At 42.7% G+C, this 13,050-nt stretch carries 11 protein-coding genes; 6 read left to right on the top strand and 5 right to left on the bottom strand.

Features of this window, described 5'->3' with window-relative positions:
* The first annotated feature begins 204 nt into the window (after positions 1-204).
* A complete protein-coding gene (locus L4D12_RS13070; RefSeq protein WP_428448288.1) occupies positions 205-660 on the top strand; it encodes a dCMP deaminase family protein in 456 nt (151 codons plus the stop codon).
* 108 nt (positions 661-768) lie between these two features.
* Here the strand turns inward: L4D12_RS13070 and L4D12_RS13065 are convergent, their stop codons facing one another.
* Both L4D12_RS13065 and L4D12_RS13060 read right to left on the bottom strand, forming a co-directional pair.
* Positions 769-1,650 carry a patatin-like phospholipase family protein gene (locus tag L4D12_RS13065; RefSeq protein WP_428448287.1) on the bottom strand — a complete coding sequence of 294 codons (882 nt, stop codon included), beginning with the start codon at positions 1,648-1,650 and terminating at the stop codon, positions 769-771.
* A gap of 132 nt (positions 1,651-1,782) precedes the next feature.
* Positions 1,783-2,343 carry a type II secretion system protein gene (locus tag L4D12_RS13060; RefSeq protein WP_428448286.1) on the bottom strand — a complete coding sequence of 187 codons (561 nt, stop codon included), beginning with the start codon at positions 2,341-2,343 and terminating at the stop codon, positions 1,783-1,785.
* 536 nt (positions 2,344-2,879) lie between these two features.
* Between L4D12_RS13060 and L4D12_RS13055 the strand changes: the two genes are divergently transcribed.
* On the top strand, positions 2,880-3,425 hold the full coding sequence (locus tag L4D12_RS13055) for a hypothetical protein (RefSeq protein WP_428448285.1): 546 nt from the start codon (positions 2,880-2,882) through the stop codon (positions 3,423-3,425).
* Positions 3,426-3,548: 123 nt separating this feature from the next.
* Here the strand turns inward: L4D12_RS13055 and L4D12_RS13050 are convergent, their stop codons facing one another.
* Positions 3,549-5,228: an RluA family pseudouridine synthase gene (locus tag L4D12_RS13050; protein ID WP_428448284.1), complete on the bottom strand. Its 1,680-nt coding sequence runs from the start codon at positions 5,226-5,228 to the stop codon at positions 3,549-3,551.
* A gap of 291 nt (positions 5,229-5,519) precedes the next feature.
* On the opposite strand from L4D12_RS13050, the gene L4D12_RS13045 reads away from it, so the two are divergent.
* Positions 5,520-6,398, top strand: coding sequence for an EAL domain-containing protein (locus tag L4D12_RS13045; protein WP_428448283.1), 879 nt, complete (start codon positions 5,520-5,522; stop codon positions 6,396-6,398).
* On the opposite strand, the gene L4D12_RS13040 is transcribed toward L4D12_RS13045, so the two are convergent.
* Entirely contained in the window at positions 6,395-7,831 is a 1,437-nt protein-coding gene (locus L4D12_RS13040) for a class II fumarate hydratase (protein WP_428448282.1), read from the bottom strand. The genes L4D12_RS13045 and L4D12_RS13040 overlap by 4 nt on opposite strands.
* Positions 7,832-8,045: 214 nt before the next feature.
* Between L4D12_RS13040 and L4D12_RS13035 the strand changes: the two genes are divergently transcribed.
* Positions 8,046-8,315 (top strand): PepSY domain-containing protein, encoded by a 270-nt coding sequence (locus L4D12_RS13035; RefSeq protein ID WP_428448281.1) that lies wholly within the window; start codon positions 8,046-8,048, stop codon positions 8,313-8,315.
* Between the two features lie 85 nt (positions 8,316-8,400).
* Here L4D12_RS13035 and L4D12_RS13030 read toward each other — a convergent pair whose 3' ends face one another.
* Positions 8,401-9,819, bottom strand: coding sequence for an alpha-amylase family glycosyl hydrolase (locus L4D12_RS13030; protein WP_428448280.1), 1,419 nt, complete (start codon positions 9,817-9,819; stop codon positions 8,401-8,403).
* Between the two features lie 366 nt (positions 9,820-10,185).
* Between L4D12_RS13030 and glgC the strand changes: the two genes are divergently transcribed.
* Both glgC and glgA read left to right on the top strand, forming a co-directional pair.
* On the top strand, positions 10,186-11,403 hold the full coding sequence (glgC, locus tag L4D12_RS13025; RefSeq protein ID WP_428448279.1) for a glucose-1-phosphate adenylyltransferase: 1,218 nt from the start codon (positions 10,186-10,188) through the stop codon (positions 11,401-11,403).
* Positions 11,393-12,913 (top strand): glycogen synthase GlgA, encoded by a 1,521-nt coding sequence (gene glgA / locus L4D12_RS13020; RefSeq protein ID WP_428448278.1) that lies wholly within the window; start codon positions 11,393-11,395, stop codon positions 12,911-12,913. The genes glgC and glgA overlap by 11 nt, the downstream gene beginning before the upstream one ends.
* Positions 12,914-13,050: the final 137 nt, after the last annotated feature.

Below are 13,050 nucleotides of genomic sequence, written 5' to 3'. Positions count from 1 at the left end.
AGGTATACTCCCATCATAACGTTACAGCGAAAGCTTAGTTGAGGTTTGCAAATAGGGGAAAGAGGTTATGTATTGTACTAGTCTCGGTCATTTTCAAGTAGTGTGTAATTACTTACATTCAATAGAAACGATAAGCTTGAGGTCGAAGGATAAGTCTTGCAAAATAGCAGATATATTTTCAATAATTAATTTATAGGTATCAGCATGATTTCAAAATGGGCTGTGCGCTTTTTTCAAATGGCAGAACTAGTTGGCTCTTGGAGTAAAGACCCTTCAACTCAGGTTGGTGCCGTTATTACGCAGGGAAACCGTATCGTTTCAGTTGGTTTTAATGGCTATCCGCATGGTATTTCAGATAGTGCAGGGACTGATGATCGTGAGATGAAGCTATTGAAGACCTTGCATGCGGAAGAGAATGCGATCCTATTTGCTAAACGTGATTTATCCGGTTCGGATATTTGGGTAACGCACTTCCCGTGTCCGAATTGCGCGGCGAAAATTATTCAGACTGGTATTTCAACCGTACACTGTCCTGAGCAAACCGAGGATTTTCTTTCTCGCTGGGGGGATAAAATTAAAGTCAGCCAAGATATGTTTGAGCAATCAGGCGTTGAGGTAAACTGGCTACCATTGAAAGAGCTGGATTCTACGGGTAATTGATATGAAAAGAGGCTGCAGTTGCAGCCTCTTTTCATCTTACTCAATATATTCTTGCTGAACTGATCATCTGAGATCACTTGGATAGAATGGCTATTACCTGAATATTGGTCACAGACAGAAATGGCAATTCTCAGCAGTTAACCCGTGATTACCATTTAAGTTGTTGATGTGTGATTTACCGGCTTGTAACCCCATTTTATAGCCGGCATTAAGCAGTGTTTGTTTCATGGTTAGCCGTTTAACTGAAAATGTCTCTGGTGGCGCTATCACCCTAACTATCGTGTCTTGAGGTGGACGGCGGATGAAGTCTAATGAGGCATTGTAGTTTTCAGAACGATGGATCATCGCTTCAGCAATACCAGGATAACGAGAAAGCAGCTTTTTCATCATCCATGGGTGCTTAGCTGGGTTCATGTGGTAACTCAATGGATGCGAAAGAACAACCGTAATATCACGCGCGCCTCGACGATAGGCCTCTTTGACTGGAATCGAATCTGCTACGCCACCATCGGTATAACAACCGCCAGAAAAACACGGCGGTGATTTAACGGCAATAGGGAGCGCAGCAGTGGCTATCAAGGCTTGCTTCATATTTAGCTCGGTAATGCGATAGTAATCGGCTTGGCCTGTTTCGACATTGGTGACTGTCGCCCAAAATGGCATAGCACAAAGTAACTTATTGTCATCAATCGGGAAACGACGGTTAGATTCCTGCCATAACCATTCGATATCCACTAAATCGCCACCCTTTATAAATCGCCGTGGATTATAAAAAGTTTTGGTTGTTGCCAACTTAGTAATAACCTTATAACTACGTTTTGGGGTTTGAGAGACGTAGCCCAGTAGGTTTGAAGCGCCAGCCGAGACACCAATTGCAAAATCATAGGGTTGAAATTCGGCTTGCATAAAAGCATCTAGTACACCGCTGGCAAAGATGCCTCGCATAGCTCCACCTTCAACGATGAGTGCTCGACTGTTTTCAAAATACATACTTACCTCTACGCGTGATTATCCGTTAAGAGTACGTCTGGACTGAGCATAATGATATTCGGTTTTATTTATTGGTGTAGTAAGTAAAACCTAACGTGATAAGGCCGTTATCAGTCGGACGTGATTGTCATTTTAGCAAGGAACAACGGTAGCCGTTGGATGCTCGCCAAGTGCTTTTGCGGGGGTATATTTGATATAACAACGCATCTCTTTAAGTTTGTCATTCTCTTCACTTGTACCAACAACATTGTTTTTAAAGGTAATAAATGAAGAGTCTTCATAGCCGTCATGACCATAAATGGAGACAAAGTCGTAGTCTTTCTTTGTGCCATCGTAGATACCATCGATGATATGAGAAATGGTCAGAGGGTCAGCATCTGGATACCCGTAGCGGAACACACAGTATGAATGTCCATTTTTTTCACATCCAGGAAAGGGGAGAGACGCTTGAACGCTATTTTCATTGCTACTAGGCTGGTTGGTGACATATTCGTACCCTTCCAGTCCATCAATTGCCATTTTTCCATAGGTGACATCAGCGCTCGACATGAGGATGCCAGCGACGGCCTTGAGTACAGCATTTCGAGCATCACGTTGTGTGTCTAGAAATTTTGGTGCTGCCACAACGGCAAGAATACCAAGAATGACGATAACCGTGACCATCTCAATTAAGGTGAAGCCTTTGCTTTTCATTGTTCATATTCGATAGGTTGTTCCTGCGGTGCATTATACACATAAGTGTGTGATGCTGATCTCAAATACTTGTACGAAAATGTACCAAATTATATAAAACTTGCGCAATTGAAACTCTGTTGAGCTGATTATTCCGTTCTAGCAGTTACTGCTAATGATAGGGTCAATTTTTTGAGGGAACTAATTTGCCCTTATGATGCGGTGTACGTGATCATGCTGTAGAAGCAAGTAGCAGTGAAATGGTAAAAATTATCGACAGGAATAGCCACAATCTATCCCCAGAAATTGTGGATAACATTCGTATTTGGCAGGGTGTTTTTTGAGCTTTATGGGTGTAATTGGTTAAATTTTGCTCGATATTATATTCTATAAAGGATTGTTTTAGTCGTTTAACTTGCTGATTTTAAGGGTGATAACCTTGAAAAATTAAATTATTCAGAATTTATGTCTAATTTTGGATGAAATGTTGCTTGTTATGTCGCCTGATCCCCTTTACTATCACCCACCAAGTTTTGATGATCCGAGGGGAAACAACAATGGATTTTATTGTTGATGTGCTAGGCTGGACCAGTGTTGCTTTTTATATTTCTTTAACCGTGTTCAACAGCATGAAAGCAACACGTTTCGCAGCATTTGGATCTGCTGCGAATGACATTGTTTGGGCCTTTTTAATGGGTTGGCACGCGAAGGTCATCTTAAATCTGTCAGTAATGAGTATTAATGCGTATCGTTACGCCAAAGATTTCACTAAAGTATCTAAAACCTTGATAGCGATACTGGGTGGGGCGATGGCGCTGGGTATCGCAACAATTATGTATTTTGCTGTGACATCCTTTATTGCGGAACCAACCATGATGGTTGCATTCCAATTTGCGGATTTGGGTGTGATTCTTGTAGCAATGTACATGACTGATCTGAAAAAATACCGTGTATTGATGTTGCTTTCTGGTTTTGTTGGCATGGTGGGGTATTACGGTAATCCTCAAATGATGATCATTAAGGCCATGGTGATTGGCATCATGTCGTACAAGTTGTTCATTACGAAAGAAGAAGCGCCTGCAGCTGTTGCAACACATTCATAGCGGCGAATATCAATCGTAGTTAATAACGGGTCATTCTAGTTTATTAAAACACCCCATGACGATATGTATTGTCATGGGGTGTTTTGTTATGTGAGAGCAAGATCTGGTTGAACTATGGGAGTATTAAAACTCGGCATCAACCTGAAAATGCATCAGCTCATGAGTGATAGGATGTTCAAGCTCTAAGGTTTCAGCATGCAGATGCAAGCGATTGGCTTTAACGCCATACAAGTCATCACCGATTATGGGCATGTTTAATCCCTGGCTATGAGCACAATGTACCCGTAGCTGGTGGGTTCGACCCGTTTTAGGATAGAGATGCACTTTTGTTTGGGTTTGTGTTCGGGAAATCACTTCAAATTTCGTTTCGGCCGATTTACCGTGTTTGTAACATACCAGCTGTCTTGGCCTGTCATCTAAGTCACCTCGTATCGGTAAATTGACGATGCCCTCATCCAACGCTAAAACACCGTCGATCAGCGCGGTATAACGTTTTTTTACCGTCCGTTGAATAAACTGCTTTTGCAGGCTTTTGTTAGCCCGCTTTGTGAGAGCAATTACCATAAGCCCGGACGTTGACATATCTAGGCGATGCACGATGAGTGGCCCGGTGGCATCTGGGAACGCTTGTTGCATCCTTAAATAAACAGAATCTTCAATATTTTTGCCTGGAACAGACAGAAATTCGGCGGGCTTGTTGACGATGGCGATATCATCATCCTGGTAAATAATATCAACCACTTTGCCCTCGGCCGGATTGAGAAGCAATGGGTTGTCATCCACATCCATACCTTCAAGCATGTGGGTCAGTATCGGTTGGCATTTACCCTGACAGGCAGGGTAGATGTTCTTATGTCGGCGAATTTCTGATTTTGGCGAGCTACCCCACCAAAATTCAGCCATGGCAAGAGGCTTAAAACCCCATTTAAATGCATATTGGAGTAGCTTGGGTGCGGCGCACTCTCCGGCACCAGCTGGGGGAACACCTTGTGTGGTACTAGCAAATAATTCGCTTAAGTTTTTTTCAATACCCTGAACGTTTAAAAAACGATATTGTTCGAATAGTTTCTTTTGAAGTGCTGATGATAGGTTTTTTCGCTGGTTTTTCAATGGTGTAATTTCAGCAATGAGTGCATCAAGTTGTGCCTGAATCTCTGAGATGCGTGTCTCCCAATGGATTTTCAGGTCCCTTAATTGAAGCTTTTCTATGACACTTTCTTGGCTTAGCTGGGTTTTTAGCGCATTGCGTTCATCAACAGAGAGTTCAGCACCAGCAGCACGTTTTGTTTTGCGGATCTTCCGTGCTTCAACCATGTTGCTACGATGTACTTTTAACTGCTCATCAGCTGAATGCTTTTCAACGTTAAGTGAGCTTTGCAGTGTCGCAATGAGAGGGTTTGCTTCTAGTTTATCAATTTGCTGGTTAATTTGATTAATGTCAGCTTGTTCTTCTAGAAAGAAGCTACCTTCTGTTAGCATATCGAAAACGGGAGGCACAAAGTGAGGGAGTAGGTTTTGATCGGCCATTTTTCCTGAAAAAGCAGAAAGATAACCAATATCTCCATTTTGTCGTTGAACCAATAGAACGCCGAACATTTTGCCGATAGCGTTTTCTGTTTCTCCGTTCAGGCCGAAATTGTGTTCCCAGTTATTCTGTGATTGGAGATGTTGTTGAAGCTCCTCCGCTGCGAGTAAACACAATGGGTGAGGTTCGTAGTAAAACGGGTAATTGAAGCGCTCCGGCAGAGTAATGCTTTCAATATTGGCAATAAAAGGCGTAAAACAGTGTTCCGGGGAGTGCATAAGCTGATCTATCGTGACGTATGTTATACCTCATCTCGCGAGGCGGATGGGCACTAAAGGAGAGTAATTCTACCTTGACGCTTTGCAGAGATCATTAACTGGCAGTTAAAAAGTAAAAATGAGAGAAAAAACGTACTTTTCTCATTTATGAGACAGAAGGGGTCGCGCTGTCTCGATAGTATAGTGAAACTTTTGGTATCATACCCATTAGAGTGCATACTATTTGAATAATAGTGTATTTTAACAACAAGCTGCAGCAGGATTGGGAATTTAGTGGACACAGTGTTAAGGATGAGAGAAGAACTAGAAAGTCACTTGATGTGTCTTGATGATGGGTCATATTATGCGCATTATCATGACTTAATATTGGTAAGTGCTTTTCAGCCTATTTTCACTCCTGATGGAAATGTGTTTGCGTATGAAGCGTTATTGCGGATCTTTAACTCGTCACAACAGCTCATTGATACGGGTAATATTATCCATGCTTACCAACTTGAACAAACGCACCTGATAAACCTTGATCGCCTTGCAAGGGTTATTCATCTCCGAAATTTTGCACATTCTTTTTCGACTTCAAACTTGTTCATTAATATGGCGCCTGTGGCCATCATTGATGGTAATCGTCAGCAGTTGACGGAATCTATTTTTTTACCGCGATTATTTGAGCTTGGTCTTTCACCTGAGCGAATTTATATCGAAATTTTAGAGCATTACTGTGAGAATGATAAGGATTTGGTCCACGCTATAAATTCATATCATCGTCGTGGATTTAAAATTGCGATTGATGATTATGGTGTGGCAGGCTCTGCTGAGCAACGCACGAGAGCGCTAAACCCTAATTTAATTAAAATGGATAAATCGTTATTGCAGGATTATCTCAATGGCAACCCAATGCCGATGCAAGATGCGATAGCGCTAGCACGCGAGATAGGGAGTAAGGTGTTGATCGAGGGTATTGAAGATAAAGCGTGCTACCTTGCTGCTATCACACTCGGTGCTGATTTTTTTCAGGGCTACTATATGGGACGGCCAAAGATGGTCAGCTCCATATTTACTACCCCACATCATCAAAAGCCGATCACTAGCGGTAAGACACTGCTCCCTGAACAAGGTGCTGATCATAAGTATTTTCTGAATCCTGGATTCTGGTCCCTAGATCCTGAATTTTAAATCTTGTTTTGATTTGACTTGCCATCCGTACGATGAGTTGAGTGACTCTCTTCTGCTAATCCGCCTTGCGTGAGGTGGTAAGGGTTAAGCAGTTTGGTTAGTTGCTCTCGGCTTAAGTTGGTCTCTTCTACGGCAACATCGATAATATCACGTTGTTCAGCATAGGCTTTTTTTGCGATATCGGCCGCTTTTAGATAGCCAATAAGCGGATTCAAAGCGGTTATCAGTATCGGGTTTCGAGCCAGTGCTTTCTGTAGGGTATCGGTACGAATAGCGAAAGAGCTGATGGCCTTGTCAGCGAGTAAAGTAAAGCCGTTGGCGAGAAGCTCAATACTTTGTAGAACGTTATAAGCAATCACGGGAAGCATCACATTAAGCTGAAAATTACCTGATTGACCAGCGATTGTAATTGTCGTGTCATTTCCCATCACCTGAGCTGCAACCATTGCTGTGGACTCCGGGATCACCGGATTTACTTTACCCGGCATAATAGAGGAACCTGGTTGTAGCGCTTCCAATTCAATTTCGCCCAGTCCGGCAAGTGGCCCTGAATTCATCCAGCGGAGATCATTCGATATTTTCATCATCGCCACTGCAGCGGTCTTCAGTTGGCCGGATAAAGCGACAATCGCATCTTGACTACTGAGGTTGTAAAAAAAGTTTTCACTGACAGTGAAATGGATCTTAGTTGATATGGAAATATTGTTGGCAAAAATAGCAGCAAACTCAGGTTCGGTATTGATGCCTGTCCCGACTGCGGTACCTCCTTGTGCAAGGGCTATTACAGCTTCCAGTGATTGAACGATGCCTTGTCGAGTTTTAGTGAGCTGCGTTTGCCAGCCACTAAGTTCTTGGCCTAGTGTGATGGGCATTGCATCCATAAGGTGTGTTCGGCCTGTTTTAACAACATGTCCTATGATTTCATTTTTGCTGGTAATTGCCGCGATTGCATGGTCTAGCGCAGGGAATAATTGTGTGTGACAGGCAAGAGCAGCACTTACTTGTATTGCGGTGGGGATAACATCATTGCTACTTTGTCCCATATTGACGTCGTCGTTGGCACTGACTTTTTCTTTGAGCTTTGTTGTTGCCAGTGAAGCAATCACTTCGTTAACATTCATGTTGGAACTAGTGCCAGATCCCGTTTGGAATACATCAATAGGGAATTGGTCACTATGTTTACCATCTATGATCTCTTGGCAACTATCAATGATCGCGTGGGCTTTTTCATGACCGAGTAAATTGAGATCAAGGTTACTTCGAGCGGCCGCTTGCTTGATAAAAGCAAGTGCACGGATAAATAAAGGAGGCATAGTCAGACCGCTAACCGGAAAGTTATTGATAGCGCGCTGTGTTTGAGCTTGAAAGAGTGCTGTTTTATTCACTCTTACTTCACCCATGCTGTCGGATTCAACACGATAGTTCGATGTCATTATGTCCCCCCAGTTATTGCGAGAAGAACTTAAGGTATACCGTATAGTCTATACCTTCGTGTGATCAATGGGTTCATTTCTGTATAAATGGTTGGCTTTTGAGCAATAACAGGTTTGAAAGGTAACTTAGGCCCACATCCATGGCGATAAAGCAGAATGAATCGAGAAAGTGTTCGGTATAATAGGGATAAGATAGAAAATACAGGTGAAGTGTATGCAGTTAACTTTGAAATATATATTAGTCGTCTTAATGGGAGTAATGCCTGTGCTTGCATTTGCTAAACCAGTTGGATCCGCAGCCGCTCCTGAGATAACCGTACCTAAGGCTATGCAGCTATTGCAAGACAAAGGCTATCACGATTTTCGTAAAATCAAGGTAGAGCGTGACGAGAACGAAATTGAAGTCGAGGCGCGAAATGCCGCTGGGCAAGAAGTTGAAATAGAGCTCGATCTGTTTAGTGGTAAAATTCTAGATATAGAGTAAGGCTGAAGTATGGATGTGGTGGGGACCATGACGATTCTGTCGATCATTGTACACAACCGCGAGGAAAAAGATCCCCGCGGTTACCTTATTCATCGAGTGTGTCGTTTACTTTAACCAGCATGGCGCAATGTTTGTTTTGCAGCTGCATACTACGTGTTATCAGCCCATTGCTGCGATTAGTCTGTTCTCGAGTCTCCGTTTCAACTTTAAAATCAGGGGATAATAAATCGGTATAATAACCTGCTGGGAGCTGTAGTGTAACAGGTTCGGAGCCACTGTTGATTGCAACAATGCCTTGATCACCCCGGCTAAACATTAAATGGTGCTCGCCAATATCAAGTACAACCATGGGGAGCTTATGCATCATATTATGAAACGTGATCATCTGTTTCAATTGCGGATCTTGCCAGCAGTCTTCCCATCGAGGGGAGCCTGCCTGATTCACTATACCGCTGGTGTTTAAATCACTGTAGATCAGTGGTACGCCGCCATCGCGACCGAGTATGTAACAATAAGCTAATGTTTCATTTTGTTCACTCATGACTTGATTTAAGAACACGTCATTATTAGGAATATCATGCGTGATCGCGAAGGTGATAGCTCTATCAAATGCCAATGCTTGACCAACAGAATAAGGATTCTGCAAGGTCGTCATTGACTCATTGTTTTCTAATACGTTGTAAATGGAATGAAAAAGCGGAAAATCGTAAGCACCTAATGTTGTGTTTTGCAGATAAGGTGCCAGAAAAAGCGCATATTCTTCTTTAGTCGCTCCCCCATCGGTAATAATCTCTCCGAAGACATGTACACCTTCACTGATCGTTTTGTCCCATACCTGCTGGATATGCTCAAGGGTTAAATGCTTTGCCGCATCAATTCGAAACCCTTTTATACCTAATTGCTTTAATGTAGTGAGATAGTTTTGTTGTTGTTTTATTACATTTTGGTTGTTCTTTAGGGTTGGTAGTCCTGGGTCATCAAGACCGCCGCTGAGCCTGCCGTGTTGCACTTCCCAAGGATTATTCCAGTCTGCTATGGGAAAGGCAGTAATAAAATCTTGGCCAGAGAAGATAGGCTTTGATAAATCACCATATAGTTTGTTTTTATTAAAATATTCTTCTTCTTTTTTGTATTCTGCGAGTGTTTCGTCAGACGGATATGAGAGATCGGTCCGTTGTTTTGATTCATTTGCCATGTGGTTAAATACGACATCAACATACACATGTAAATCATGCTGATTTAACGTCTCAATCATAGAAATAAAATCAGTGGTATTACCTAATTGATTGTCGATAACCCGATAATCTTGAGGTTGGTATCGTTGCCACCATGGAGTGCCGTGATTGTTTTTGTATGACTTCATCGGTGGAGAAACGAGAACAGCTTTAAAGCCTGCTAGAGCAATGGCTGTAGCGTGTTTAGCCACACGCTGATATGGCCAGTCAAACGCGTGCAGAATGACATTCGTTGCTTTTGGTTGTTGTTTTGAAACGCTTGTCGTCATTTGTTATGTCCTTTAATTGAACTCACTGAAGTCTACTGACCAATTTGGTAAAAGTACTCAGCTTTAATGACCGAGTTGAGGGGAGGAGATTGAAGGGCGTAGATCGCAATACTAAATGGGATTAAGGGGGAGAGTTTGCTCAATACTCGGATATTATGGCCTGATTGCAATAGTGTGTATTGATGGTAAATGCCAAGTTAAAATCGGCTGTGTTTGCACCGAATGTGATCGATACCGACTAAACGCTATGCGATAAAAGTCTCCATTTTGAAAAATATTTACGACATTTCAGTAAAATAGCATTCTCATCGAGTATATCAATGTGGTATATATGTGATTGATTGCTTATTTACAAGGAGGTACACCATGGCTGGCGTTTTAGGAATGATTTTGGCTGGAGGAGAAGGGTCTCGTCTACGCCCTTTGACAGATACTCGGACTAAACCTGCAGTGCCATTTGGTGGCAGTTACCGGTTGATTGATTTTGCATTGAATAATTTTCTAAATGCAGATTTACTGAAAATATATGTACTGACTCAATTTAAGTCACAGTCTCTTTATGTACATATGAAAAAAGGGTGGAATATTTCAGGTATTACAGGGCGATTTATTGACCCTATCCCCGCGCAAATGAGAAAGGGGAAGCGTTGGTATGATGGTACTGCAGATGCGATATATCAAAACTTACGGTTTATTCAACTTGAAGAACCGGATCAAGTTTGTATCTTTGGCAGTGATCATATTTATAAAATGGATGTTAAGCAAATGCTTGATTTCCACCAGGATAAGCAAGCAGATTTGACAGTATCAGCATTGCGTATGCCTTTGTGTGAAGCCAGTGCTTTTGGGGTGATTGAAGTCGATGAAAACGGCTGCATGGTTGGATTTGAAGAAAAGCCAGCCAATCCGAAGTGTATTCCTGGCGATCCTGAACATGCATTGGTATCAATGGGGAATTATATATTTGAAACAGGTGTGCTTTGCAAAGAGCTTGAAGAGGATGCGGTAAATGACGCATCAAGCCATGACTTTGGCAAAGACATCATTCCTAAGCTATTTCCAGAGGGTAAAGTGTTTGTCTATGACTTTACCAAAAACATTATTCCGGGCGAGAAGACAGCGGGCTATTGGCGTGATGTTGGTACGATAGAGTCGTACTGGCAAGCACATATGGATCTCTTATCTGAAGATGCACCATTCTCGTTGTATAACAGTCAGTGGCAGTTGCATACCTTTTATCCGCCATTGCCGCCAGCAACGGTGCTTGATAGCGAAGACAGCAAGGTGGATATAAATAACTGTATGATTTCAGCAGGTAGTTATATTCGTGGTGCTAAGGTGCATAAGTCTATTCTGGGCTTCCGAACCAATGTCGATCATTGTACAACCATCAGTGAGTCAGTCATTCTCGGTGATGTGAAGATTGGGGCTAATTGTTCGATTCGCCGCGCAATCATCGATAAAGATGTTCATATCGCACCGGGAACCGTTATCGGTGAGAACCTGGAAGAAGACAAGAAAAAATACCACGTATCGGATGAAGGCATTGTCGTAATACCTAAAGGGGCAAAAATTGGTTATTAGTAAAAAAACGACAGTGAAGCCGCTACGTATTTTATTTGTCGCTTCCGAAGTCGACGGTTTAGTCAAAACGGGGGGGTTAGCTGATGTGGCGAAGGCGCTCCCAGCCGCACTGATGAATCTAGGGCATGATGTACGTATAGTGATGCCTCTATACCGTAAAGTTGAAGGCCGTGAGCAGGCAGTTTCACTGTTAAGTACTGAACTTAACGTTCTCACGCAGCCGCATGCGGTACCTTATCAGATCAAGCAGCTATTTAGCGGTGACGTACCCGTCTATGGCGTTGATGCACCACAGTACTTCGATCGAGCTGATATATATGCTGAGAACAATGAAGGCTATGCAGACAATGGAGAACGGTTTGCGTTTTTCAGTGCTGCAGCACTGGACTTGTGCGAAAAAATAGATTTTCAGCCTGACATTGTGCACTGTAATGATTGGCATACTGGACTCGTTCCCTTTTTATTACGTACTCGTTATGCCAATGACGTGTTCTTTGCAGAGACGAAAAGTGTAATCACCATTCATAATGCGGTGTTCAAGGGCGTCTTTAATTACGATCAATACAGTTTAATTCCTGAGCTTATTCAGCGACGCTATCTTGAGGCGGAGATCGACCCATCTCATATCAGTATGCTAAAAGCGGGAGTGGCTTATGCTGATAGAATTAATGCGGTCAGTCCAAATTATGCGGCAGAGTTGCTAACACATCTAGGCTCGCATGGCATGGACGCTGACTTCCAACGCCGAGCGAATGATCTGTATGGTATCGTTAATGGCTGTGATTATAGTGACTGGAGCCCTGAAGCCGATCCGTATATTAAGCAGTCGTTCAAAGCCAATAAGGTGAGCCTTGCCCGAGGTAAGAAAGCTTGTAAGCGTGATTTACAGCAACAGGTAGGCTTACCGGTCGAGGATGTGCCCGTGTACGGGATGGTCTGCCGTCTTACTGAACAGAAAGGCATTCATTATTTGTTACCGATATTAGCGGACTTCTTGGTGAATGATGTTCAACTCGTTATTGTCGGTAGTGGTGATCCTGTCTTGGCCGTCGAGCTGCGTAACGTGAGTGAGCGATTCCCGGAAAAATTGGCATTCGTTGAAGCTTATAACAACCCATTGGCGCACTGTGTAGAAGCCGGGGCTGACTTTTTCTTGATGCCGTCTGAATTTGAGCCGTGTGGATTGAATCAGATATATAGCCTTGCCTATGGCACTTTACCTATAGTCCGTAGTGTGGGTGGTTTAGTCGACACGGTAATTGATTACGATCAGACGCCACAGGTTGCGACAGGTTTCATTTTTAGCGCACCTACACCAGAAGCTTTGTTAATCAAGCTACAGCGCAGTTTGCTGTTATATTGTCAGAAACCTCAAGAGTTTAAGCGATTACAGCAAAATGCAATGGCATGTCGTTTTGAGTGGCATGAAGCCGCAGAGCAGTATGTTGAGATGTATCTAGGCAATAAAGAGAATACGTTAGATAGAATGTTCAGCAGTGAACATGTTTAATCGCTTTATTCTTTGCCATTAAATCAGAAGCCCTCTACCTAGAGGGCTTTTTTAGTATTAAACATTCCCTGCCGATAAAATATTGAACTTTAAGTTGGGTTTGATATAGCAATATACGCCGAATAAAAACCAAACGT

It is taken from the genome of Photobacterium nomapromontoriensis (assembly GCF_050336815.1).
GTDB lineage: Bacteria > Pseudomonadota > Gammaproteobacteria > Enterobacterales > Vibrionaceae > Photobacterium > Photobacterium nomapromontoriensis.
The sequence above is the reverse complement of the archived record's forward strand: the minus strand, read 5'-3'. Positions and strand labels throughout refer to the sequence as shown.